Consider the following 23,975-nt stretch of genomic DNA (forward strand, 5'->3'; position numbering starts at 1 on the left):
GGCAATAGCGTACCACAACTCTCCCGATACGCTCCCAAGTAACGACTTTGATGGAGATCAAGGGCAACGCAAGCCACTTATTCATAATCAGCAATCTATTCAGACCGATTTATGGGAGGGTCGGAATGACCGTACTCATCGCCTTCGCTACAGTAGAAGGCCAGACAGCAAAGATTGCGCGCTTCATCAGCAGTGTCGCGAAGAATGCCGGTTTTAACGCAAAGCTGATCAATACCGATGAAATGTCCAGCCACGTATCATTTGACGATGTGGTCAGGGTTGTTCTTCTGGCCCCTGTCCACGAGCGTAGGCATCCCGAGTCATTCGAGGCTTTTGTCGCTTCAAATAGAGATGCCCTAAGGAAACGAAAGTCTCTCGTGCTTTCCATCGGTCTAAAAGCTGCTTTCGCGTCAGGTCGAGAAGAAGCACGCGACTATCTCAACGAAATGCTAATGCGAACAGGTTTTGAACCAAATGCGACGGCGTTGGTCGCAGGCGCGGTGAGGCCGGAAAACTACGGATATTTTGAGAGGGAGATCCTTGAGCACGTTGTCTTGCTCGGTCGAAAAATCGATCCACGAGATGGGGCGCAGGAGTTCACTAACTGGGATGAACTGACGTCAATTATGATAGATTTTCTTGGCGGAACCGGTCCGGCAAATCAGCTTTAACCTCAAGCGAGCACCCATTAACAACTGGCTGCTCCCGTATTAACCGATGAACGTATAGTGCTACCTATCCCAACAAATCACTGTCGCCGGTTCTCTTCATCAGTGTCCGAACAGCACTGGCAACCTTGTCTGCTCCAACATTGCTTGCGTCGTTCCCCCAAATACCGACTGACGCAAATGGGAATGCCCGTAAGCGCCCATAACAACGAGGTCGGCCCCCAGTTCTCGTGCGCGTTCCTGAATGCAGTGTTCAATTGAATTCCCGCCGCACGGAAACTGCGACACGGTCACGGTGCAACCGTGATGGCTGAGCCATCCAGCTAGGTCAGTTCCGGGCACTTGGCCTTCTACGTCATCAGGCGACGGCAAATCAAAACACCCAATCACGACTTCGTTGGCCGCCAGAAGAATGGGTAAAGCTAAATGCGCAGCCCTAGACGCAGGCAGGCTATCATTCCATGCCATGAAAATGCAGTCGCGTTGGGCAAACGGATCTCCATTTATCATCAGGGCGACCGGTGAATGGAACAATACTCCGTACGCGATCTTCTGAAACAAATCGGGGTCTTTTCGCAACTCAGCGTCTAGAAAGGCGATATCAGTGCTATTGGCTTGACCAGCCACAAGATGCTGTAGCTCTGTTCCAGACCCCATAAAAGTAATTACATTTGCAGATACTCCCTGCCCGACCAGAAGCGCTTCAACTTCTGTGGCGCGGGACTTCAAGGCGGCATTTTTTCCGTCAAGAACATCCAACCAGTTTGAAGGAAGACCCGCCTCAACAAACCTGTTTGATCCATACTTTAGGTAAGGCAGGCTGGGTAAGTCCGCGATCAACACGCAATTCAAGTGACTGTTCTGGTTACGGGAAGTTTCAGCGCATTCCAAAATCGAAGCGTCGTCAGTATCGATTCCTACGTAATACGCCACTGATCTGTGTTGCATTCCCGACCTCCGTCCGGAATTTCAATTCGCTCAAGAGCTGTGCTAACGGATTAAACCAACGAAGAGACAATGTTGTTGGTCGCTTTTCTTACTTCGGCAGCATGAAGAACTCTTCCAGCACAATCTTGCCGTCCGCCACCGAATACACTGCGATCTCGCGCAGGGTCATACGCTCACCCGTGGCCTTCTGAATCACTTCAGCTCTGAAGCGCACTCCAAAGCGGTTGGGTGGGTGGACATAGGGGCCATCCACATCGAGTTCTTGGATTTCATGCGACGCCAACCAATCCTCTCTCTTTCCCTTGATGGCTTCTCGCCCCTTTGAAACTCGGAATTGTCGAACCGGAGGCACGACTGCTTCTATCGACTGTGCGTTTTCGGCATACATTTCATCAACACTTGCAAGGCCCCTGCGCTCACGCATGGTCTGGACGAAGGATCTACCGATTTCAATTAACTCTTCCATGAATCCCCCCTGAGTTACCATTGAGTGTACCACTTCTTGCCCACAAAAATTTGACAAGGATCAAAAAGCATATTGATGGATGCTGTGCGGCCGATTCGAACCAGTCCCAGTTAAGCCAGTGTAGCTGCCCTCTGTGCCGCACCAAGATCGCGCCACTCGGCGAGGGTGGCATTGCGAGTCAACTTGAAAGTGTCTCGACTGGGAAGAGATCGCCCCTGGTTGAAGTGATTGGAGACGGAGGAGTGAACGGCGGCGAGCTTCTGCAAACTTCGCATCCACCTTAACCGCTGCATCGTATGTCGCGAACGGCTGTTTTGTCCGCATTGCGGAACTACAGATAGTTTTCTTGAATGTCCATTTTCGGCAGGAAGCAGACGTTCGAGCCGACGAAATCGGGGCGATGCTGAGCGATGACTGCTGTCACCAGAACCGGACGTTCAGCAAAATCGTGTCTCTGTCAGAGTTGCGGGACAAATTGGTCGTTGGTTCAATGGTTGCTGAGGACTTGTCTCAGCACTAAGCAGACATGTCACTTCAACACGCGGGGCGGAAACCCACACCACGCGCAAAGGCCGACGGTTGCGCTATTATGTCTCCAATCGACTAATTTCGGGCGGCAAGGATACCTCCGGCTGGCGACTGCCCGGCCCGGCGCTGGAAAACGCAGTCATTGATGTCATCGTCAGACATCCGCAAGACGCCGCAATCACGCATTGAGCTCTGGCGCAGCCGGAGGCCGGGTCAGCGGAGGCGGTTCAGACTTCGGTTGCGGATTTGGTAACCCGGTTTCAACGCCAAGCCGGTCAGGTCGGCGCTGCTCTTCTGGCCAAAGGCAAAATTGCACGAGGACAGATCGACCTCGAATTTAACCCCAAAACTCTGGCAAGCGCACTTAGCATTGCTGCGGACCATCTGCACCCGAATCTCACCCACGTCACCGCATCTTTCGATCTGCGCCGCCGCGGCGTTGAGGCCAAGGTCATCGCTGGAGACATGGCACCCCATCCTGATCCCCACCTCCGGTCCATGCTGATCGGCGCCCGTGGCTGGGCCCGTGATCTGAAGGCCGGAGTTCAACTGATGGAAATTGCGCGCCGCGAAAACGTCCCTGGCGCTTTCATCCGCACCCGCGCCCAGCTCGCCTTTCTCTCACCGAAGATTCAGGCAGCGATTCTCGACGGCACCCAGCCGCCCGAACTCACACTCAAGCGTCTGGTCAGCGTGACCCACCCACTTGAATGGTCCGAACAGGAACGCCTGTTCGGCTTCTGATAGCTCCAGATCCTGCGTCTCTGATACAGGGTCGCCCTCCCTGATCCGATTAATCAATTCCCTGTTCCCACAAGACAATTCCCTGTTCCACCTTTTAGGGAATTTGCAACATAAGCCTCTGAAAAACATACAGTTCCGACAGGTGAAATGACGGAACTCAGACCTGTTTTGCAGAAATTCCCTGTAAATTGCCGCTTATCAGGGAAATCCAATCCAAAGCGACCCCGCCAAAATGCGGCACTGAGACTGGGGATTGTATTCTACTCAGAGCGTGCGGTTTGCTCCGTCTCCGATCGACAGCGCATGCGCCAACGAGCGGTAATTGCGACACAATTCTGGGCCAGAAAACACAACTGAAGTGAGACAAGTATGAGTGGCGGGGAGACAGGGATTCGAACCCTGGGAACGCTCTCACGTTCAACGGTTTTCAAGACCGCCGCATTCGACCACTCTGCCACCTCCCCGCGTAAAGGGGGGTCTACGGTGAACTTTAAACGGTGGCAAGAGCCAAATAGGGAAAACTTGCCGAAGCACGCGCAGCGGTCTTTCCATGCCCCCCCGCCCGCGTTATGCTTTTACAGGAAAGACCGTGAAAGTCCGGCAATACAGAACCGGTGATCGGCGGCGGGGCGGAAAATACGCCTCTACAGGCAAGGGATGACAAAATGATGCGAGCGACTGAGACCCGCGTAAAGCCGCGATCATTGGCGGTGCTGGCTTTGACGCTAACCTTAATGGCCGGGTGCGAAGAGGCGTTGTCACCGGACGGAGCCTCTGAAGAGGCCACAGATAACTCTGCTCAGAATGATGGCCCGACTGAACTGTTCCCCAATGTTCCGACAAACAAACGAGACGCGGTTGAAGCGCCCGAAGTTTTTGAGGTGACAGAGGCCGGTCTTTGGGACGGTCGTCCCTCTTTGGGCGGTATCTGGGTCGCACATCCCGATGTCACCCAGCCTGAACGCGTGGTGATCAAGAATCCGGGCAATAACAAAACCATTACTGGCGCCTTGTTCCGTCGCGAGAAAAACCTGCCGGGACCAGCGTTGCAGCTCTCGTCTGAAGCGGCACAGGAGCTTGGCATTCTGGCAGGTGCCCCGACCAAGGTTCAAGTCATCGCATTGCGGCGCAAACCGGTAGAAGAACCGAAGGCCGAGCCCGAAGAGACTCCCGCGACGGAAACGGCGAAAGACGACAAGACACCCGCCGCGCAAGAGACCAAGCCGCAGGACGATTCAACGGAAACAGCGGCAACCGAGACCGAAAAGCCTGCAAAGCGGAAGTGGTGGCAAAAGAAAGAACCCGCGGCAGCAGCGGGTGCAGCCGCTGCGGCGACAGCCGCCGCAACTGACGAGGCCGCCGAGGCAACCACCGAAGCGGCAGAGCAAGCCGTTGAAGCTGCGCCTCAGGCCGCGCCAACCGCGACGCTGTCCGATCCGACAGTCACACCCCCCGAGGAAAAACCGGCCAAACGCAAGTGGTGGCAAAAGAAGGATAAAAACGAAATCACAGAAACGCCGCTTGATCCCATCGCCGGTGCCGCCGCAGCTATTGAATCCGCTGACCCCACGCCTGTCAGCGCACCTGAGACTCCTGAAAAATCAACCTCGCGATCTTTGACCAAGCCCTATATTCAGGTCGGAACCTTCAATGTGGAAGCCAACGCCAAAAGTGCGGTCTCAAAAATTGAACGGAACGGGCTGACCGCCGACATACGCGAGTTGAAATCAGGTGAAAACACCGTCTGGCGTGTTCTGGTTGGCCCCGCTGCGACCCGCTCCGAACGAAATGCAATGCAGAGCGACGTTAAAGACCTTGGTTTTACCGACGCATTTACAGTCAAGAACTGAAACAAAGGAGGCCCCCGTGCTGTCCTCACTGCGATCATCTGTTTTGACCCTCGGGCTGGCGCTGTTTGCCCTGCCCGCCCATGCCTTTGATACAACCGCCCGTGCAGCGTATGTCATAGATCAGACCACGGGTACGGTGCTTCTGTCAAAAGAGGCTGATCAACCCCTGCCGCCTGCGTCCATGTCCAAGCTGATGACGCTCTACGTTGCGTTCGAAGCGCTGCGCGATGGCCGCCTTACATTGGATGAAACACTACCTGTTTCTGAACATGCCATGAGCTACGGCGGCTCGACCATGTTTCTGAATACCCAGGACCGTGTGCGGGTCGAAGACCTTTTGCGCGGCATCATTGTCCTGTCCGGCAATGATGCCTGCGTGGTTCTGGCCGAGGCGCTTAGCCCCGATGGGACCGAGGCCGGGTTTGCCCGCTACATGACCCAGCGCGCCAAACAGATGGGTATGGACAACTCGAACTTTGCCAATTCCAATGGCTGGCCCGCAGCTGGTCATATGATGTCGGTCCATGACCTTGCCGTTCTGGCCAATCGGCTGATTACGGATTTCCCGGAATACTACCCCCTATTTGCCGAGGAAGAGTTCGAATTTGACGGCCGTGCACCGTCAAACAAGCGCAATCGCAATCCGTTGCTGAAACTTGGGATCGGTGCCGACGGCCTGAAAACCGGCCACACGCAAGAGGCCGGGTATGGCCTTGTAGGGTCGGCCAAGCAAGGCGACCGTCGCGTTATCTTTGTGCTTACCGGCCTCGACAGCACCGGCAAACGGGCAGAGGAGGCTGAGGCCGTGGTTAACTGGTCGTTTCGAAATTTTGTCGAGAGGACAGTTGCCAACGCAGACACGCCAATAGCCGAAGCCAAAATCTGGATGGGTGCACAAAAGACCGTAGGTCTAGTCCCCGAAGAGGACCTGTCGCTGTTGTTCCCGGTATTGGGCGACAAGAATATCGAGGCCGAAGTGGTCTATGATGGCCCTGTCGACGCTCCGGTTGAAAAAGGCCAGCAATTGGCCGAGCTGGTCATCAAACCCGAGGGCTTACCAGAAATCCGGCGTCCGCTGGTTGCTTCGGAAAGCGTCCCGACCGGCGGCTTTGTCGTACGTATGATGACAGTGGGCGGCATTATACTGACCGAAGTCATCGGCAACCCACTGGACGCATTGTGACGGAATCCGGGTTGTTTCTGACCTTCGAAGGCATTGACGGATCAGGTAAATCCTCGCAAGCGCGCATGCTGGCCGAGCGTTTGCGCGACCTTGGTCACGAGGTCGTTCTGACACGCGAACCCGGCGGCTCTGCCGGGGCCGAAGAAATCCGCAGGTTGGTTCTTGAGGGCGATCCCGACCGCTGGTCGGCCGAAACGGAACTGCTGTTATTCACCGCAGCCCGCCGCGATCATCTGGAACGCACCATCGAACCGGCATTGGCCGAAGGCAAAGTGGTGATCTGCGACCGGTTTGCCGACAGCACCCGCATGTATCAGGGCCTGTCGCGCGGCGATCTGCGCGGAGTGGTCGATCAATTGCATAACCTAATGATCGGGCGTGAACCCGACCTGACCCTGCTGATCGATATGGACCCGCAAATCGGGCTGTCCCGTGCCAAGGGTCGTCAGGGCACCGAGGAACGGTTCGAGGATTTTGGCATCGACCTGCAACAAAAAATGCGCGATGGCTTTCTTGAGCTTGCAGATGAGTTTTCCGACCGGTTTCGCGTTATCAATGGTGACCGGGACATGGACAGTGTTGCCCGGGATGTGACAGAAATCGTCCTGCAAACCTTGCGATAGATGAGTGATGAGCGACGATACCCCGACCCCGGATCAGGCCCCCGGTGCCCCTCACCCGCGCGAAACCCAACAGCTGTTCGGGCAAAGCGCCGCTGAACAGGCATTTCTAGATGCCTATAACTTGGACCGCCTTCACCATGGCTGGCTTTTGACCGGCCCGCGTGGGGTGGGTAAGGCCACGCTGGCTTGGCGGATCGCACGGTTTCTGCTGGCAACTCCACCTGCGGATGACGGTGGTTTATTCGGGGCACCTCCGCCACCCGATACGCTGGAAATTGACGCGGATCATCCCGTCGCCCACCGCGTTCTGGCCGGCGCCGAACCGGGCCTAGCTGCGATTACCCGATCTGTGAACGACCAAGGGCGGCTGCGGAATGAAATCGTGGTGGATGACATTCGCAAGCTCGGCAAGTTTTTTGGCCTGTCTTCCGCCGATGGCGGACGGCGGGTCGTCATAGTGGACTCGGCGGACGAGATGAATGTCAGCGCGGCAAATGCGCTGCTGAAGATGCTTGAGGAACCCCCGGCGCGAACCACTTTGCTGCTGGTATCTCATCAACCTTCTCGGCTGCTGCCAACCATCCGATCCCGTTGCCGGACCCTGCGCCTATCGCCCTTGGGAGCCGAGGATATGCAGACGGCGCTGATACAGACCGGAGCGGAACTGCTCGGACAAACGGACCATTTGGCCGCGTTGGCAGCCGGATCAGTCGGAGATGCGGTGCGCCTTATCAATTTGGGTGGGCTTGAGATTTATGCCGAATTGATCGCCATCCTCGGCACCCTTCCCAGAATGGACCGTCAACGCGCGCTGGCTTTGGCCGAGGCCGCTGCACAGCGTGGTGCTGCCGAGCGGTTCGAGCTGTTGCTGACACTGATCGATGTTGCCCTATCCCGCCTCGCCCTGACCGGTGCAACGGGTGCGCCTCCCGCACCTGAAGCCGCACCAAACGAGGCCGAGATTCTGACCCGGCTGTCAGCCTCTCCGCAACAGGCGCGCCGCTGGGCTGAGGTTGCTGCAACCATCACGGTCCGCGCGCGTCACGGGCAGGCGGTGAACCTTGACCCCGCCGCTCTGGTCCTAGATACGGTGTTCAAGATACAGGAAACCGCCGGTCAGAGCAGATGAGCGATACCCCCCAGATTACCGATAGTCATTGCCATCTGGACTTCCCCGATTTCGATTGGCAGCTGGACCAGATCATAGCCAATGCCGCCGAGGCGGGCGTGACCCGCATGGTCACGATCTGCACGCGCCTGCGCAACGAACCCAACGTCCGCGCCATTGCCGAAGCCCACGCGCCCGTCTTCTATGCCGCCGGAACCCATCCCATGAGTGCCGCGGATGAGCCGATGGCAACAGTCGATGATTTAGTCGCCTTGTCCCGTCACCCTAAGTTTGTCGGCATCGGTGAAACCGGGTTGGATTATCATTACACCGCCGAGAGCGCCGAGGTGCAAAAGCAATCCCTGCGTGTGCATATCGAAGCCGCACAGCGCACCGGACTACCCCTCATCATACACGCGCGCGCCGCAGATGACGACATGGCCCGCATTCTGGCGGAAGAGCACCGCAACGCGCCGTTTAGCTGCGTGATGCACTGTTTCTCGTCTTCGGCAGAATTGGCTAAGGCCGCTCTTAATCTGGGGTTCTATCTATCCATGTCTGGCATCGCTGCCTTCCCCAAAAGCCAGGAATTGCGCGACATCTTTGCCAGCGCCCCGGTTGACCGAATTCTTGTCGAAACCGACGCCCCCTACCTAGCCCCGCCGCCCTATCGCGGCAAGCGCAACGAGCCTGCATATACCGCCCACACTGCCCGCAAAGGAGCTGAAGTGTTCGGGATGGATTACGCTGAATTCGCCGCGCAAACGCAGACCAACTTTGACCGGCTGTTCAGCAAAGCCGCAACTTATAAGGCCGCTGCATGACGGAATTGCGCTGTACGATCCTTGGCTGCGGCTCCTCCGGTGGCGTGCCCCGTTTGGGCGGACATTGGGGGGATTGCGATCCGCAAAACCCGAAAAATACCCGACGCCGCTGTTCAATGCTGGTAGAGCGCGACGGGCCGGACGGCACAACTTCGGTTCTGATCGACACGACACCTGACATGCGCAGCCAGCTGCTGGATAGCGGGACCGGGCGGCTGGATGGAGTGGTCTATACCCATTCGCACGCAGACCACGTCCATGGCATCGACGACTTGCGCATGATCGTGTTCAATATGCGCGAACGGATCCCTGTTTGGGCCGACGGCGATACACAGAACGCACTGCTGGGTCGGTTCGGATATGCCTTCATCCAGCCCGAAGGTTCACCCTATCCACCGATCCTGGACCTGAAGACCATAGATGGGCCGTTTGAAGTCAACGGCCCCGGCGGCCCGATCCCATTCCATCCGTTCAAGGTCAATCACGGTTCAATCGACTCGTTGGGATTCAAGATTGGCAATCTGGTCTACTTGCCGGATGTCGCCGAAATCTATGACGATGCCTGGGCCATGATGGAAGGTGCGGATTGCCTGATCATCGACGCATTGCGCCGCTCACCACATCCGACCCATGCCCACCTGGAAAAGACCCTGGGCTGGATCGAGCAGTTGCAACCTAAACGCGCAGTTCTGACCAACATGCACATCGACCTGGATTATGTGACAGTGGAGGCTGAGACCGCCGACCATATCACACCAGCGTTTGATGGCATGGTGATTCATCAGGCCCTATAAGGCGCTGCTTGTTCTGAGCGCGATATCACCGCCTGCGTAGGCAAGACCAACGGGGCGGTATAGTGCTTCAAAGCCTGATCAACGTCATTCTCCCAGTTTTCCTTGTGATCGGAGCAGGCTACGCCTCGACGCGGTTGGGGTATTTCAAGGAAATCCACATCGACGGGTTGATGAAGTTCACCCAGGGTTTTGCGATCCCTTGCCTGCTGTTTCTGGCGATCTCACATCTCGATTTGAGCGCCAGCTTCGACCTCCGTCTGCTGGCGAGCTTCTATTCAGCCGCAGCGCTGTGCTTTACAGCCGGTCTATTCGGTGCGCGCCTGATCTTTCGCCGCGACTGGGAAGATTGCGTTGCCATCGGGTTCTGTTGCCTCTTTTCCAACTCGGTTCTGCTGGGCTTGCCGATAACCGAACGCGCATATGGCCCCGAAAACCTCACCGGCAACTATGCGATCATCGCCTTTCACTCTCCGTTTTGCTACGCCGTTGGCATAACAGTCATGGAAGTTATCCGGAACCGAGGTCATGGCAGAAAGCGCATGGTCAGATCGGTACTGGTCGCCATGTTCCGCAATGCGTTGATCCTTGGCATCGCTCTGGGATTCGTTGTCAATCTGTCGGGTATCGCAATGCCCGCAATTGTGGACGAAGCGCTGGGACTGGTTACCGGCGCTGCCCTACCCGGCGGCCTGTTTGCGTTGGGCGGAGTGCTGGTCAAATACAGACCCGAGGGTGACCTGCGCACGATTGCTTACGTTTGCACCATCTCACTGATGCTGCACCCTGGCCTCATGTGGCTGTTCGGCACCTCGGCCGGATTGCCGACAGACCTGTTTCGTTCAGGTGTTCTGAACGCGGCCATGGCACCCGGTTTCAACGCCTATATATTCGCCAATATGTATGGTCGGGCCAAACGGGTCGCTGCCTCTTCGGTTTTAATCGGGACGGCGGCATCGATCCTGACTGTCTGGTTCTGGTTGACCCTACTAGGCTGACGCGTGCGCGGTAGGGATTGACATTAAAGCACCGCGCGACACCTATCGGAATATCACACAGGACCACTCACATGCCCCATGCTCTCATCGTTGCACATGGCCAGCCGTCAGATCCAGACCCGGCTGAGCATGCACTGGCCGCCTTCTCAGCCGAGGTGAGTGCATTTTGCTCTGGTGTTGAAGTTCGTTCCGCAACTTTGGCCGCCCCCGGAGCGTTCGAAAACTGCGTTTCGAAAATGCCCGATGATGCAGTGATTTACCCACTTTTCATGGCCAAGGGCTGGTTTGTCACAAGCGCCCTGCCCAAGCGTCTTGCCGGTCGAGACATACGCATTCTCAACCCGCTGGGTGTTGATCCCGAACTACCCGCTCTGGTCGCCGAAGCGTTGCGGGATAAGTTGAACAAAGACGATTGGAAATCACATGACACGGATTTGATTTTGGCGGCTCATGGGTCTGGCCGCAGCCGCAATCCGTCTTCGGTTGCCCGAAATTTCTCGGTAGAATTGGAACAGCGCATAACTTTTAAATCGGTTCGACTGGGATTTGTCGAAGAACTTCCTTCCATAGCTGATGCCGCGATGGGTGCGTCAGATCAGGCTCTTTGTCTGCCTTACTTTGCCTGTACCGGTGGACATGTTCTTGATGATGTTCCGCAAGAGTTGGAAAAGGCTGCCTTCACAGGTCAGGTCATGCCTGTGGTTGGTGAGCTTCCACGGATAAAGCGCCACATCGCGACCACGCTGACACAGGTGTTCGAATAAACTAATCAAAGGTGCGACGCGCTGGCGAAACCACGTCATAGGCTCACTTTGTCAACTACTCAACAATCCGATCATACCATCACCTAACCCGCTTTACCGTCAATTCGGCGCTGCACCAGATGCTGTACGTCCTTGCGGCAGGCTCACAAGAGCTGAATAGAGGCGATGACGGGATCTGCCCTTCCTCTTAGCCTCATATAATGCCTGATCCGCGGCATGCAGAACCTCGGCTGCTTTTGGTGACGAAAATTGCGACGACAACGCTGTTCCGATGCTTGCCGAAATCTGACAATTGTTGCCTTCAAATACCATCGGCTCCTGTAACCTGTTGATCAGGCGCGCCGCGGTTGATGATAGAGTGTCTTCATCTGAAAGGTTTTTGAAAATAATAACGAACTCATCACCGCCTATGCGAATCACTGTGTCGTCACTGCGGGTTTCCTCGATCATTATCCGGGCTGCTTGTTGCAATACGTAATCGCCCGCCGCATGCCCGTACCGATCGTTGACGGATTTGAAGAAGTCCAAATCCAGATGCATAAGCGCAAACTGCGAATTACCGGATATCAAGTGCCCTAGAACAACTTCCATAGCCCGGCGGTTCTTTAATCCGGTCAGCATATCGGTAAAGGCTTGCTCTTCCGCTGCCAACATTGCCCCCTGAAGGCGTAGGTTCAATGATCTTGAGGCCTCCATCGCGGCGGATTTGGCTTCGACCAGATACAGCAGTTCAATCGCCAGATCGGTGCCCGAGAAATCAGCGCTAGTCAGTGCGTAATCGCGCACAGCATCCAGAATGGAAATCCCGAAAGACAGGTTGATAACCGCACCCTTTCCTTTCGGCAGAGGCGCGATCAATCCTTTGAGTGCTGTGCGCGGCGTATCAAGGAGTTTCAGATGCAGTTTTGCTCCGGCCAGGGGTAAGATTCCCGATATAGTCTTCACAGCGCGCGGGCGCACCAGTTCAAATACGTCGAGAAACGCTTTTCCTGCCATTGGCTGATCAGGGCGCAGTTTCTGCAATGTTGGACCAACCCGTACGATCCGCCCATCTGCATCCACCAGAACGAACATCGGACAAAGCGTTTCCAGCAGAGCCCCTAATTCACTGGTTCCCATCATGACTTGCGCGCCCCCAGATCAAAATGCCGTCCCTCTGAAAATGCGCTTTCGACAAGGACAATCGAAATGACTTCCGCCTGGCCCTCATCCCCGTCATGCGACAACATCGCCAGGGCACCGTAATCGTCAGCCATTGCGCGCAGAACTCCGACCATGACGCTTGAAAAGCCGGGCAGCCCCGGATGACAGATTAGCTGATACTCCGTGGGCGATGACTCTCGCAGTTCCAGCGTTGGAAGATCAAGGTCAGATACTGCCAACCGGACCCGGTCGGACAAGTCGTCCAAAGAGTGCAGAAATTCTACATAGGTGGCGCCGCCAAACCGCAACAGTCGGCGCAAATCCTCCATTTTGGGGTGCGAGACCAGATAGGTCCCCAAATCCTCAAGAATTTCAGCGTGAGGCCGGTTCAACTGGGTGCACAGGGCGTCCAGAACCCGGTTGGTCATATCATCATCATAGACAAGCATGGCCTCGAACTCGACAAAGCCCAGATCGGCCACTTCGGTTACGCGCAGCCAGCAGGATTGTCCGTAGGTCGCACATACAAACGACTGTACCGCCCGATTGATCAGACCATGCATGAAATGCCCCAGATTGATTTCATCCTCAATCTGGACTGAAAATCCTTAACAAACTCCCAAAAACTCCGAAATACGCGAACAATACAGGAAAGGCGCGCGGTGGAACCCCTTGCGAATAAATTAGAAATCCGTAGGAGCCCCGCCCTCAGATTTGCGGCGAGCCACAAAGTCGGCAAGCTCGTCGCGAACCCCATCATCCATCGCCGGAGGTTCAAAGCTGGTGATGACCTCTTTGAACATGTGATGGGCGCGTTCCGCCGTCCAGATACCGCCTGCCACGCTCCAACCTTCGAAGTTTTTCCAATCGCTCAGAAAAGGTTGATAGAACGCGGTCGTATAGCGATCCTGTGTGTGCTGAATGCCAAAGAAATGGCCCTCGTTTCCTACCGAACGGATTGCATCCAGCGCGATTTCATCAGGCCCAGTTTCCGTTATCTCAGGCTGCATATAGCGCTGAATCTGCTGTAGGATTTCGCAATCCATGATGAATTTTTCGGGGCTTGCGATCAGCCCACCTTCAAGCCATCCGGCGGCGTGATAGACCATGTTCGTACCCGACTGAACGGATGCCCACAGAGAGTTCGATGTCTCCCACACTGACTGCCCATCCGGAACATTGGCAGCGCAAACCCCTGACGACCGCATCGGCAACCCGTAGAACCGCGCCATCTGCCCGGTCATCTGGGTCGAGCGCATATATTCGGGCGTCCCAAACGCCGGAGCACCAGATTTCATGTCCACGTTTGATGTAAACGTCCCGATCACGCAGGGTATCCCTGGGCGCACATATTGAAACAACGCAATCGCACAAAGCGCTTCGGCCAACGATTGCGCCACCGCACCGGCCATTGTCACCGGTGCCATTGCACCGGCCAGCGTGAATGGCGTCACCACGATCGCCTGTCCGCGCCGTGCCAACCGTAAACAGCCGTCGATCATCGGGTGGTCATGTTTCAGCGGCGAGGTCGAATTGATGTTGGAATACATCCGAGGCGTCGCCTCGAATTCCTCATGGGTCAGGCCGCCGGCAATGCGGACCATCTCCATGACGTCTTCGACCCTTTCCTTGCCAAGGCAATAGGCGTGCATCGCCTTGTCGGTTAGGGTCAACTTGTCATAAAGCACGTCCAGATGCCGAATGCTGGCATGGATATCGACCGGCTCGACCGGATAACCTCCGGCAAAGTGGATACAGTTGAAATATTGGGTGAGTTTCAACAGGTTCCGGCACATCTCACGATTTCCGGGAACCTTGGTACCTATTTCCATGTCCCAGTAATTCGGCGGAGACGACACATTGCCGAACACCATGTTCTTTCCGCCGATCTCGATCGTACGGTCTGTGTTGCGTGGGGTAAGCGTGAACTTTGACGGTGCTTTGCCAACCATCTCCATGACAAAGTCCCGGCCCATGCGAACATTGTCACCCTCTACCGTGCAACCTGCCTCGCGTAGAATGCCTTTGGCTTCTTCGTTGTAGAACTCGATCCCGATCTCTTCGAGGATACGCATGGCCCCCTCGTGGATTGCCTCGATGCCGGCCTGATCCAGCGGTTCGGTCGGATGATCGATGTTGACCGGAGGGTCCCAGGGCATTTGGTCGATGACTGCACTGCCCCGTCGCTCGGCTGCACCTGCACGTCCACCCCCACGACGCCTGCGCGTTTTAGTCTCTGCCATTTGATCCTCCGGAGCTTGCCTTTCCTCATGCAAGCCCCGAAGCGAGGTGTCTGGCCGCTCTGTCTGCGACAGTCTATGTCGGTTTTTTATTCCGAACCGCCGAAATCGGTGCCTTTTAGGTCAGGCCTTCGCCAACCAGTCCGGGATATGGCCGATATCCGGTAATACAACATCTGCAAAAGGCGCAAGGGCCTCGGCCGGGGCCGGCCCGGTCAATACGGCAATCGTGGTCATCCCTGCCGCACGCCCGGCTTGCAGATCGTGCAAGCTGTCACCGACCATCGCCACTTGTTCTGGCGGCACACCGACATGTGCCGCAAATGCAAGCAACTGGCCCGGGCCTGGCTTGAAGCCGTGTCCGCTGTCATAGCCTGCGACAAAGTCGAAATGATCGCGGATTCCCACCGAGGCGAGATGTTTATTAGCGGGCATTTCACCATCATTTGTCGCCACGCCCAACTTTAACCCGGCCTGCCGCAATCCATCCAGAAATGGCACCAACGGCACAGCTTGCGCCTGCGGAGCGGCCGCTGATTCAGCGTTCAGCACGTCGATCAGTTCATTCTGCGACATATCCGGAAGGTGATCGTCCAGAACTTGCGCGATTTCCTCAACGGTTCCAGCAATAACAACACTGTCCTCGGCATAGGTGACTTGGTCCAGATCAAAGCCAATGACGCGCCCCAGTTCATGCGCACGCGCGTAGTCTCCGCCAGCCAGGCGCATCACCATATTGCGCCCGAATGCACCCCAGGTATTGGCAAAGTCAAACAAGGTACCATCCTTGTCGAACAGGATCGCGTCGATAGGCATTTTATGCTCCTGCAGGTTTGTCAGATCAGGTCCAGTGGACGTCGGCACCACCGGACAAAATCGCGCGGGCCTGAACGGGCAGTTCATATGGCACGGAATTCGCATCACAGAAGGCGACCACCCACGAATCGTCAAGCAAAAGAAACTCCAGCACCGAACCCAGAAACTCCGGCTCAGCCGCCCTGTTCCGCAAATCCTGAGCCGATGCCCCGGTAGAGCCCAGAAAAACGGGTAAAAGTTCGTCGTTTCCGGCAAGCCAGCCCAAAACGTTAAGCGCCAGCGTTTCAGCGGATTGGGTAGAGATCGGCATAATCAGGGTCAGGAACAGTTCTTGGAAAGGGTTTGTTAACCAGACTCATAAAGACTTTGGCAACACATGCAATCAATGGTGATTCAAATGTCCGTGCAGGGAACCATCCTTGTCCTCGACGGGACCTCTACCAATCGCATCATGCTGAAGGTTCAGCTGACCGCGGCATGGTATCACGTCGTTCAGGGCGAAAGGCTTCAGGGCCTCGCCGGTCTATTGCAGCGTGCCAGGCCAGATTTGGTGCTGACCTCTCAGACCTTACCGGATGGTACGGCAGCAGATGTGAAAAAGCTGATTATGACACTTCCTGATCTGGCAGACGTTCCAGTGATTGCGATTTCCGCGCAAAACGACAAGGCTGCCCGATTAAAGGCGCTGGAAGACGGGTTGGACGACGTCTTGGCTCATCCATTTAAGGACACATTCCTAATGGCCCGGGTGCGCAGCCTGTTGCGTGCACGGGCCGAGACGCAGGACTTGCGGGTCGAAACCAGTTCACACCCGATTGGGTTTGCCGAACCCGAAGCCACGCTGATCACAGACCCCCCAAACGCGCGGGTGGCCGTTCTGGCCCAATCGTCGCGCACCAGTGCGTTGTGGCAAAAAACCTTGTCACTTCACACACGGCATACGCTGTCCGCGCATACATCATCCAATCTCCAAGGAATCTTATACGGGCCAGTCCCGGATGCCGTCATCTTTGAGATAAGCCCAGACTCGTCAGATCTGAATCTGCTGGCTGACCTGAAGTCACGCGGGACCACGCGCCACACCGTGCTGATCGGTATTCAGCAGAATGAGGATGCCGGACTGGCCGCAGAAGCGCTCGACCGAGGGGCCGATGCGGTTTGTATGGGTCGTTTCTGCCCCAAGGAGACCTTGTTGCGTCTGGAAAGCCAGATCGCCCGAAAGGTCCGACTGGATCATATGCGCGCTTCATTGCGGCGAGGGGTGGTCGACTCGTGGATCGACCCTCTGACGGGACTACACAATCGTCGCTTTGCAATGCGCGCGATGGACCGGATTGCACAAAACTCTGCCAAGACGGCACAGGGCTTTGCGGTAATGTTGGCCGATTTGGATCACTTCAAGGCCATCAACGACAAGTTCGGTCACGCCAGTGGCGATAAAGTGCTATCCGAAGCAGCGACCCGAATGGAACGAACCGTCGGATCGGCGGGATTTACCGCCCGCATCGGAGGAGAAGAGTTCATGATCGGCCTCTCGGGCACCACGCAGGCCGAAGCCCTGGAATTGGCCCGCAGATTATGCCACTGCATCCGAGAGAAACCCTTCGACCTGCCAGACGCCCCAACTGCAATTTCGGTCACGATCAGCATCGGGTTGATCACCATTCAGCCCGATACCTTGTCGCCCTTTAACCTGTCTTCCAGGGTCGACGGGTTAATCAAGTTAGCCGACACAGCGTTGTACGCCGCAAAAACAGCAGGGCGCAATCAGGTTCGCGTGCGTCAGAGCGCGGCCTGAAACATCAGTCTTTGTGCTTATGCCGACTAGGTTTGCGCTTTATCACCTCTTGTAACCGATCCGCGTATGCCTGACGCTCTGCATCCGTCATTGCGGTGATGCGGACAAGCCATTCCTCCTGCAACGCGCCTTGCATTGCGGCCATAGCCTGTGCCTGCTGTTGCAGCAGGACCTGAACCGCCTCGGGATCGAAAGGTTCCGCACGCAGTGCTTCATCCAACGCTGCAAAATCCTGTGACCGAAGCTTTGATCCCTTCAGGTGCCGTTCGGATAACTCACCGCGCAGTGCTTTCCGGTCCTCTTTCGGCAAAGCGCGATACAGCGCTGGCCCAAAACCGGGGGGCGCTTTCCCATGATCACCGCCCTTGATCCGGTAAAACGTACCTAGCGCAACGCCGGCAACCAACAGGTTCAACGCCAGCGATATGGTCAGCAGAACCGACACCCACCGTCTTTTGGGCTTGGCATTATCGCTCATTCGGCGTCCTCCAGAAATGATGTATCCAGACCAAGATCGGCAACCACAAAACTGGTATCTTGCGAATAGAAATACGTTGCCGGGTCGGGCAGAAAGTCAGGTGCCGTCAAGCCGACCCATATCCCCGCCGCACTGGCCGCGACCAGCCCACCCATACTCTGCCATCCTCCGATACCCTCCAGCATTCGGGTCCAGAGAGACCGGCGCGGTGCCGCAGGTTTAACCCGGTCAAGGCGAACCGCCTCGGCATCCGCCAGAATTCGCACAGCCAGATCGTCCGGCAATTCGGGCCGTTCTTGCCGCGCCTGGGCAAACAACTGATCCAGTTCCATATCGTCTTCAGCCATCATCGTACCCCAGTTCATCCTGCCGGCCGGCCAGTGTCGCCGCCAAGGCTCGCTTTCCACGAGCGGTCAGGCTTTCCACCGCTTCGGTTGAAACGCCCATGATCCCGGCAATCTCGGGATTGGGCAATTCTTCGAGATGTCGCAAGATCACAGCCTGCCGTTGGCGCTCGGGCAATTGTGAAAGCGCCGCCTGCAATGCGTCCTTGCGCGCTGCGTCTTGTAAATGTTCTGCCGCGCTACGCTGTTCATCTTCGGGCTCTGGCACGTCCTCCAGCCGGTCCGGTCGTTTCCTGCGCCGCAAGTCCACGCACAGATTCAGCGTCACCCGGTACAGCCAGGTCGACACCTTGGCCTGCCCGGCCACCCAGTTTGGGGCCATCTGCCACAAGCGCATCATGGCCTCCTGCGTTACGTCCTCGGCCTCGGCCCGGTTGCCTAGCATCCGCAAGGCGACCGAAAAACTGCGTGGCCCCAGCCTATCAGTCAACACGCGGGCTGCCACTGTGCTCCCTTCGGCAAATTGCCGTAACAACGCATCGTCGCCCGATGCGTCCGCGGCGTCCGGAACGCCGCGAGCTTCGTGCAGAGGGGAGGTCAGATCCTCCATCCTTCATCAGCTGTCGTCAGAGACCGCCTTGCCGTGCTTTCTATGCTTCCGGCCCATCCGCTCTTTCGCATCGGCAAATTCCTGTTCCGAGATCGTTCCGCTGTTATCCGCGTCGATACGGTCAAACATCTTGCCAGCACGACCCGGCTTGGGCAACTCATCCTCGCTCAGAAAACCGTCCTGATTGGCGTCGTACTTTTCAAACATCTTTGAAACACGGTCACTAGAGCGTTTTTGGGCCGCAGCCTGCATTTCCTCAACACTCAGCTGACCATCGCCATCGGTATCGGCTTTGGTGAATCGCTCGGCCCGATGAGCCTGCATCTCTTCCTTCGTCAGTTGACCGTCACCGTTGGCGTCCAGTTCCTGAAAGCTAACCGGATCACGATCATTCGGTCCTGCTGCCAGAACCGATGTGCCTGTGATTGCAATGGCCGAGATTACGATGGCCGGAATGAATTTGGCGCTTTTCATGTCGATTTCCCTTTGTTTTGCGGCCCCATCGCCGCTGCTCACATAAGTTCAAACGGGCTGGCCAGCCGGTTCCGTCGCAAAAATTCAACTTTTTTGACTCAGCCAAGGAACCGCCCAAAGACACAAAGCGACGCACCCCCCTTTCCTGAACGTCAAAACAAGCGCATATTCCGCACATTCGAACGCGCGAGTTTCAAAATGACAGATCAGACGATCGACACCACACCCGAGAATGACCGGCCGACCTGGCCTGCCCTGATCAAAGGGTTCCGTTGCCGCTGCCCCAAATGCGGGGAAGGGAAGCTGCTGCATGGCTACCTGAAGGTCAACGACAGCTGCAGCAAATGCGGTCAGGAGCTGTTTCATCATCGAGCGGATGATGGCCCGGCCTATCTGACCATCCTGTTGGTCGGCCACCTGCTGGCCCCCGCCTTGCATGTGACTTATGTAGAGTGGCGCCCCGAACCGCTGACGATGTTCCTGATCTTTGCAATCGGCTGTACTGCCTTGTCGCTGTTTCTGCTGCCCCGGCTGAAAGGAGCGGTGGTCGCCTATCAATGGGCGCGACGCATGCACGGGTTCGAAAAAACTTGATGGTCCTACAATCGGGCTAGATCACGCGTGACAACAGACAAATCAGCGATACGGGATGCGGCAACAGTCATCGTTCTACGCAACCGCTTTACCGCCCCATCTATCCTGATGGGTCAGCGCGGTGCAAAAGCAGTTTTTTTGCCGAACAAGTTTGTGTTTCCCGGAGGCGCAGTCGATCCGGCGGATAGTGAAGTGCCGCTGGCCACTGACCTGCCGCCCCTCTGCCACGAGCGTTTGGCGGAAAAATCCGCAACTGGGCTGCAAGACGCTTTGGCCGCAGCCGCAATCCGCGAGTTGTGGGAAGAAACCGGACTGATCCTTGGGGAACCGGGCGTCTGGAATGACACTGTTCCCGAGGATTGGCGCAGCTTTGCAGAAATGGGGTTTCGGCCCTCAGCCGGGGCGCTTCAGTTTGTGTTTCGCGCTGTCACACCTCCGGGTCGACCCCGCCGGTTCGACGCGCGGTTCTTTTTGGTGGACGCCGAGGCCATACAGGGCGATCCGGACGACTTCAGCTGTGCGTCAGATGAGCTGTCCCATCTGCAATGGGTACCCCTGCACCGGGCGCGCGATCTGGATTTGCCGTTTATTACAGAGGTGGTGCTGGCCGAAATAACGGCCCGGGCTTCAAATCCCGAGCCGCCAACCGCCGTGCCAATGTACCTGCATTCCGAGGAACAAAGCCTGTTCCTGCAACTCAAAGGCTATCCGATGCCCGAGGAGGACTGAGGGTTACCTCATTCGGCTGATCACCGCAGTCACTTCGGGCTTTTTGCCAATTTCCGCCTTTGCGGTCTGACGTACGATACGACGGAGGGCCTCCTCCAGTTTGTCATCATCGCGAAGGGTCTTGGCCTCTGCCCGCATGAGGAACTGGTTCAGGTCCTCTTCCAGAACTTCAATCAACCCTGCACGGGACGTTCCGATCTCGGGCAGGCCCATCGTGTCACACCAGGGTTCGCCCAGCGGCTCGTCTTCTTCATCGAGAATGACCGTCACCGTTACATGCCCGTTCAAGGCCATGCGGATACGGTCGCGTACAACGCCGTCCAGTGCACCTACCTTGACGGTGCCGTCCAGGTAAGTGCGGCCAGTTTCGACATAGTCCACGACTTTCGGCGCGTTTCCTGTCAGATCCAGCATCGTACCATTGACGGCCAAAATTCCGCTGCGCCCACCGGCCTCGGCCAGTTTAACGTGCTCCCGCAAATGACGATGCTCCCCATGCATAGGAATGACCATCTGCGGGTCGATCAGCCCGTGCACCTTTTCAAGGTCCGGGCGATTGGCGTGGCCGGAAACGTGATACAGCCCCGAGCTGTCATCCACCACGTCCACGCCCTTTTCGCTGAGCTGGTTAATGATGAAGATCACCCCGCGTTCATTGCCGGGAATGGTTTTGGATGAGAACAGGAACAGATCGCCCTCTTTCAACTCGATCCCCCGGTACTTGCCACGGGCCAATTGAGCGCTGGCGGCGCGGCGTTCGCCCTGACTTCCGGTGACAATCAACATCAGGTTCTGGCGCGGCAGGTCCACGGCCTCTTCGGCGCTGACAACTTTAGGGAAATCCGACAGGATGCCCGTTTCCGTTGCCGCTTCGATCATCCGACGCATCGCACGACCCAGCAGAACGACGGACCGCCCTGCCTTCTGGCCCGCTTCGGCCAGAGTTTTAACCCGCGCGACATTCGACGCAAAGGTTGTGGCGACCACCATGCCTTCGGCGCTCTCGACCAGTTTGGTAATCTCAGGCCCGACCTCCGATTCCGAGCGTCCAGGGTGAGGCGAAAACACATTGGTGCTGTCACAGACCAGCGCCTTGACACCCTGGCCCGCCACTTCGGCCCAAAGCTCCGGGTTGAACGGCTCACCCACAACCGGGTTTGCGTCCAGTTTGAAATCGCCCGAATGCACGATCCGTCCGGCGGGAGTGTCTATCACCAGCGCTGCACTTTCCGGGATCGAGTGTGACACCGGCAGGAATCCAACGGTGAATGGCCCCACTGATATCTGTTCAGGCCAAGCAGAAACTGTCTGTACCGCGTCCTCGGGGTGGCCATGTTCTTCCATCTTTCGGCGCGCAATATTTGCTGTGAATGCCCGCGCGTAGATGGGCGCACCCAGCGCGTCATAGCAATGTGCCACAGCGCCCACGTGATCTTCGTGCGCGTGCGTCACAAAAACGGCATCCAGCCGGTCGGCGCGCTCTTGCAACCACGAAATATCTGCGTGGATCAGATCGACACCAGGCGTCGTGTCCATGTCGGGGAAGGTCACCCCCAGATCCACGAGGATCAGCCGCTCTTGCCCTGGCTTGCCATAGCCATACACATAGGCGTTCATTCCAATTTCGCCTGCACCGCCCAGCGGCAGATAAATCAGTCGTTCACTGCTCATGTTGAGCCATTATCCTTGTTATAGCGATGTATCACGGTCAGACCGTGCATCGTCAAATCGTCTTCGATCGCGTCAAACCCGACATCTGCCTGATCGAACAGAGGCGCAAGCCCCCCAGTCCCGACAACTTTCATCGGCATTCCATATTCCGCTTTGATCCGGGAAATCAGCCCCTCGATCAACCCGGAATAGCCCCAATATACGCCCGATTGAATACAGCCAACCGTATTCGTACCAATCACTTTTTCCGGTCGGGTAATATCGATGTGCGGCAACGCAGCCGCACCCTGATGCAGCGCCTCAAGGCTGAGGTTCACCCCCGGAGCGATGATGCCGCCAACGTAAGCCCCGTCCGATGCCACGACATCGAAATTCGTTGCCGTTCCAAAGTCCACAACCACCACGTCGCCCCCATGGCGATCAAACGCCCCAACGGCATTTGCCAGACGATCCGGGCCGGGAATAGTCCCTTCATCGATGCGCGGCGCGACCGGCAGCAGGCATTCCGGCTTGCCAACAACCAGCGGTCGACAACCAAAGAAACGGTCGGCGAAGATGCGCAGGTTGAACACCACGCGCGGTACCGTCGAAGCGATAACCACATCGGTGATGTCTGCTTCGATTCCGTAATGCTTCACCAGCGTCGAATACCAGGTGAAATACGCGTCCGCCGTACGGGAATGGTGGGTCGAGGTGCGCAGGGTGCACAGAAACTGCTCGCCGTCCCAGATCGAGAAAACGGTGTTTGTGTTTCCGCAGTCGATTGCAAGAAGCATCTAAGACTCCTTCAGAAATACACATCCGCCGCAGGAATACTGACGCGGCCTTTAGCGGTCTTTAGGACAAGGTTGCCGTTCACGTCCACGGTTTCAAACGTGCCCACTGTCTCAGAGGTTGAGGTCCGCGCCGTGATGACTTCTCCTAACCTGGCGGCACGCGACAACCATGCTGTCCGTATCGGTTCGAACCCATAGGTTACAAACTGAAGCTCGTATCGTGCATACGCTGCAGCAAGTTCAGTCAGAAAGTCCTCAGGGATCACCGCTGCGCCTGTTTCTGACAACAGCGAGACTGGGCGCACGGCGCTTTGTTCCACGGCATAAGCTGGTGGCGCTTCGGACAGGTTTACGCCGATCCCAATGGCCAGATGAGACAATCCCCGCCCTTGCCCGGTGCTTTCCAACAATATACCTGCCAGTTTACCGCCATTCAGCAACACGTCGTTGGGCCATTTCAAAGACAACCCGTCCGCACGACCCGTCACGGCGACGCATGCGTCAAACAAGGCCAGCGCGGCCACAAAACTGCGTAGGGCGGCCTGTTCAGGGTTGCCTTGCGGTCGAAGCAACAGGGTCGCTGCGAGGTTTCCCTTGGGGTTTGCCCATACCCTGCCACGACGCCCCCGTGCAGCCGTCTGATGGTGCGCCATAATCCAAACCGGACCCTGCGCCGTTGAGGCCAGCCGAGCAGCTTCGTTGAGGGTGCTGTCGACCTCCTGCACGATGTGCAGCCCATATCCCTGCGGCCAATCGGTCATGTCAAAAAGGCCCGGTCTGCCGACCGAGCCCCCTGTAACTGGATGT

27 protein-coding genes, 1 tRNA gene and 1 pseudogene are annotated in these 23,975 nt (G+C 56.8%); 13 read left to right on the plus strand and 16 right to left on the minus strand.

The window, feature by feature from the left end; all coding sequences use genetic code 11:
* Positions 1-125 precede the first annotated feature (125 nt).
* Positions 126-671 carry a flavodoxin domain-containing protein gene (locus ACR0IY_RS05795; protein WP_480671205.1) on the plus strand — a complete coding sequence of 182 codons (546 nt, stop codon included), beginning with the start codon at positions 126-128 and terminating at the stop codon, positions 669-671.
* Between the two features lie 99 nt (positions 672-770).
* On the opposite strand, the gene ACR0IY_RS05800 is transcribed toward ACR0IY_RS05795, so the two are convergent.
* The 3 genes and pseudogenes from ACR0IY_RS05800 to ACR0IY_RS05810 form a co-directional block, all read right to left on the minus strand.
* Positions 771-1,601, minus strand: coding sequence for a universal stress protein (locus tag ACR0IY_RS05800; protein ID WP_480671207.1), 831 nt, complete (start codon positions 1,599-1,601; stop codon positions 771-773).
* A gap of 103 nt (positions 1,602-1,704) precedes the next feature.
* Positions 1,705-2,082 (minus strand): SnoaL-like domain-containing protein, encoded by a 378-nt coding sequence (locus ACR0IY_RS05805; protein ID WP_480671209.1) that lies wholly within the window; start codon positions 2,080-2,082, stop codon positions 1,705-1,707.
* Positions 2,083-2,192: 110 nt separating this feature from the next.
* Positions 2,193-2,390, minus strand: a pseudogene (locus ACR0IY_RS05810) (hypothetical protein); the annotation flags it as partial.
* Positions 2,391-2,856: 466 nt separating this feature from the next.
* Between ACR0IY_RS05810 and ACR0IY_RS05815 the strand changes: the two are divergent.
* The gene (locus ACR0IY_RS05815; RefSeq protein WP_480671211.1) at positions 2,857-3,354 is read left to right on the plus strand and encodes a hypothetical protein; all 498 of its coding nucleotides are present in this window, start codon (positions 2,857-2,859) and stop codon (positions 3,352-3,354) included.
* A gap of 374 nt (positions 3,355-3,728) precedes the next feature.
* On the opposite strand, the gene ACR0IY_RS05820 is transcribed toward ACR0IY_RS05815, so the two are convergent.
* Positions 3,729-3,818, minus strand: a tRNA-Ser gene (locus ACR0IY_RS05820).
* Positions 3,819-4,019: 201 nt separating this feature from the next.
* Here ACR0IY_RS05820 and ACR0IY_RS05825 point away from each other — a divergent pair.
* The 8 genes from ACR0IY_RS05825 (at position 4,020) to ACR0IY_RS05860 (ending at position 11,495) form a co-directional block, all read left to right on the plus strand.
* On the plus strand, positions 4,020-5,204 hold the full coding sequence (locus ACR0IY_RS05825; protein WP_480671213.1) for an SPOR domain-containing protein: 1,185 nt from the start codon (positions 4,020-4,022) through the stop codon (positions 5,202-5,204).
* A 16-nt stretch (positions 5,205-5,220) separates the two neighbouring features.
* A complete protein-coding gene (locus ACR0IY_RS05830; protein WP_480671215.1) occupies positions 5,221-6,387 on the plus strand; it encodes a D-alanyl-D-alanine carboxypeptidase family protein in 1,167 nt (388 codons plus the stop codon).
* A complete protein-coding gene (gene tmk / locus ACR0IY_RS05835) occupies positions 6,384-7,010 on the plus strand; it encodes a dTMP kinase (protein ID WP_480671217.1) in 627 nt (208 codons plus the stop codon). The genes ACR0IY_RS05830 and tmk overlap by 4 nt, the downstream gene beginning before the upstream one ends.
* 7 nt (positions 7,011-7,017) lie before the next feature.
* Positions 7,018-8,139, plus strand: a complete 1,122-nt coding sequence (locus tag ACR0IY_RS05840; protein ID WP_480671218.1) for a DNA polymerase III subunit delta' — start codon at positions 7,018-7,020, stop codon at positions 8,137-8,139.
* The gene (locus ACR0IY_RS05845) at positions 8,136-8,942 is read left to right on the plus strand and encodes a TatD family hydrolase (RefSeq protein ID WP_480671220.1); all 807 of its coding nucleotides are present in this window, start codon (positions 8,136-8,138) and stop codon (positions 8,940-8,942) included. The genes ACR0IY_RS05840 and ACR0IY_RS05845 overlap by 4 nt, the downstream gene beginning before the upstream one ends.
* Positions 8,939-9,736, plus strand: coding sequence for an MBL fold metallo-hydrolase (locus tag ACR0IY_RS05850; protein WP_480671222.1), 798 nt, complete (start codon positions 8,939-8,941; stop codon positions 9,734-9,736). The genes ACR0IY_RS05845 and ACR0IY_RS05850 overlap by 4 nt, the downstream gene beginning before the upstream one ends.
* Positions 9,737-9,798: 62 nt before the next feature.
* A complete protein-coding gene (locus ACR0IY_RS05855) occupies positions 9,799-10,731 on the plus strand; it encodes an AEC family transporter (protein ID WP_480671224.1) in 933 nt (310 codons plus the stop codon).
* Positions 10,732-10,802: 71 nt separating this feature from the next.
* The gene (locus ACR0IY_RS05860; RefSeq protein ID WP_480671226.1) at positions 10,803-11,495 is read left to right on the plus strand and encodes a sirohydrochlorin chelatase; all 693 of its coding nucleotides are present in this window, start codon (positions 10,803-10,805) and stop codon (positions 11,493-11,495) included.
* Positions 11,496-11,594: 99 nt separating this feature from the next.
* Here ACR0IY_RS05860 and ACR0IY_RS05865 read toward each other — a convergent pair whose 3' ends face one another.
* The 5 genes from ACR0IY_RS05865 to ACR0IY_RS05885 form a co-directional block, all read right to left on the minus strand.
* Positions 11,595-12,617 carry a diguanylate cyclase domain-containing protein gene (locus tag ACR0IY_RS05865; protein WP_480671228.1) on the minus strand — a complete coding sequence of 341 codons (1,023 nt, stop codon included), beginning with the start codon at positions 12,615-12,617 and terminating at the stop codon, positions 11,595-11,597.
* Positions 12,614-13,201, minus strand: coding sequence for a heme NO-binding domain-containing protein (locus ACR0IY_RS05870; RefSeq protein WP_480671230.1), 588 nt, complete (start codon positions 13,199-13,201; stop codon positions 12,614-12,616). The genes ACR0IY_RS05865 and ACR0IY_RS05870 overlap by 4 nt, the downstream gene beginning before the upstream one ends.
* Before the next feature lie 120 nt (positions 13,202-13,321).
* On the minus strand, positions 13,322-14,881 hold the full coding sequence (locus ACR0IY_RS05875) for a trimethylamine methyltransferase family protein (protein ID WP_480671232.1): 1,560 nt from the start codon (positions 14,879-14,881) through the stop codon (positions 13,322-13,324).
* A gap of 120 nt (positions 14,882-15,001) precedes the next feature.
* On the minus strand, positions 15,002-15,694 hold the full coding sequence (locus tag ACR0IY_RS05880; RefSeq protein WP_480671234.1) for an HAD family hydrolase: 693 nt from the start codon (positions 15,692-15,694) through the stop codon (positions 15,002-15,004).
* A gap of 25 nt (positions 15,695-15,719) precedes the next feature.
* Positions 15,720-16,004 carry a DUF3572 domain-containing protein gene (locus ACR0IY_RS05885; RefSeq protein ID WP_480671236.1) on the minus strand — a complete coding sequence of 95 codons (285 nt, stop codon included), beginning with the start codon at positions 16,002-16,004 and terminating at the stop codon, positions 15,720-15,722.
* 87 nt (positions 16,005-16,091) lie between these two features.
* Between ACR0IY_RS05885 and ACR0IY_RS05890 the strand changes: the two genes are divergently transcribed.
* Entirely contained in the window at positions 16,092-17,492 is a 1,401-nt protein-coding gene (locus ACR0IY_RS05890) for a diguanylate cyclase (RefSeq protein WP_480671238.1), read from the plus strand.
* 4 nt (positions 17,493-17,496) lie between these two features.
* Here ACR0IY_RS05890 and ACR0IY_RS05895 read toward each other — a convergent pair whose 3' ends face one another.
* The 4 genes from ACR0IY_RS05895 to ACR0IY_RS05910 are packed head-to-tail and all read right to left on the minus strand — an operon-like array spanning position 17,497 to position 19,398.
* On the minus strand, positions 17,497-17,970 hold the full coding sequence (locus tag ACR0IY_RS05895; protein ID WP_480671240.1) for a periplasmic heavy metal sensor: 474 nt from the start codon (positions 17,968-17,970) through the stop codon (positions 17,497-17,499).
* Positions 17,967-18,317: a hypothetical protein gene (locus tag ACR0IY_RS05900; RefSeq protein WP_480671242.1), complete on the minus strand. Its 351-nt coding sequence runs from the start codon at positions 18,315-18,317 to the stop codon at positions 17,967-17,969. The genes ACR0IY_RS05895 and ACR0IY_RS05900 overlap by 4 nt, the downstream gene beginning before the upstream one ends.
* Positions 18,310-18,924, minus strand: a complete 615-nt coding sequence (locus tag ACR0IY_RS05905) for an RNA polymerase sigma factor (RefSeq protein WP_480671244.1) — start codon at positions 18,922-18,924, stop codon at positions 18,310-18,312. The genes ACR0IY_RS05900 and ACR0IY_RS05905 overlap by 8 nt, the downstream gene beginning before the upstream one ends.
* Before the next feature lie 6 nt (positions 18,925-18,930).
* Positions 18,931-19,398, minus strand: a complete 468-nt coding sequence (locus ACR0IY_RS05910; protein WP_480671246.1) for an EF-hand domain-containing protein — start codon at positions 19,396-19,398, stop codon at positions 18,931-18,933.
* 198 nt (positions 19,399-19,596) lie between these two features.
* Here ACR0IY_RS05910 and ACR0IY_RS05915 point away from each other — a divergent pair, with 198 nt between their 5' ends.
* Complete coding sequence (locus tag ACR0IY_RS05915; RefSeq protein ID WP_480671248.1) at positions 19,597-19,992, plus strand: DUF983 domain-containing protein; 396 nt, start codon at positions 19,597-19,599, stop codon at positions 19,990-19,992.
* 27 nt (positions 19,993-20,019) lie between these two features.
* Entirely contained in the window at positions 20,020-20,721 is a 702-nt protein-coding gene (locus ACR0IY_RS05920) for an NUDIX hydrolase (protein WP_480671250.1), read from the plus strand.
* A gap of 3 nt (positions 20,722-20,724) precedes the next feature.
* Here the strand turns inward: ACR0IY_RS05920 and ACR0IY_RS05925 are convergent, their stop codons facing one another.
* The 3 genes from ACR0IY_RS05925 to ACR0IY_RS05935 are packed head-to-tail and all read right to left on the minus strand — an operon-like array spanning position 20,725 to position 23,929.
* Positions 20,725-22,392, minus strand: a complete 1,668-nt coding sequence (locus ACR0IY_RS05925; RefSeq protein ID WP_480671252.1) for a ribonuclease J — start codon at positions 22,390-22,392, stop codon at positions 20,725-20,727.
* Complete coding sequence (locus ACR0IY_RS05930) at positions 22,389-23,168, minus strand: type III pantothenate kinase (protein WP_480671254.1); 780 nt, start codon at positions 23,166-23,168, stop codon at positions 22,389-22,391. Before ACR0IY_RS05930 ends, ACR0IY_RS05925 begins: the two co-directional genes overlap by 4 nt.
* Before the next feature lie 11 nt (positions 23,169-23,179).
* Positions 23,180-23,929 (minus strand): biotin--[acetyl-CoA-carboxylase] ligase, encoded by a 750-nt coding sequence (locus tag ACR0IY_RS05935; protein WP_480671256.1) that lies wholly within the window; start codon positions 23,927-23,929, stop codon positions 23,180-23,182.
* Between the last annotated feature and the right edge of the window lie 46 nt (positions 23,930-23,975).

This window comes from Ruegeria sp. BC1 (assembly GCF_056539305.1).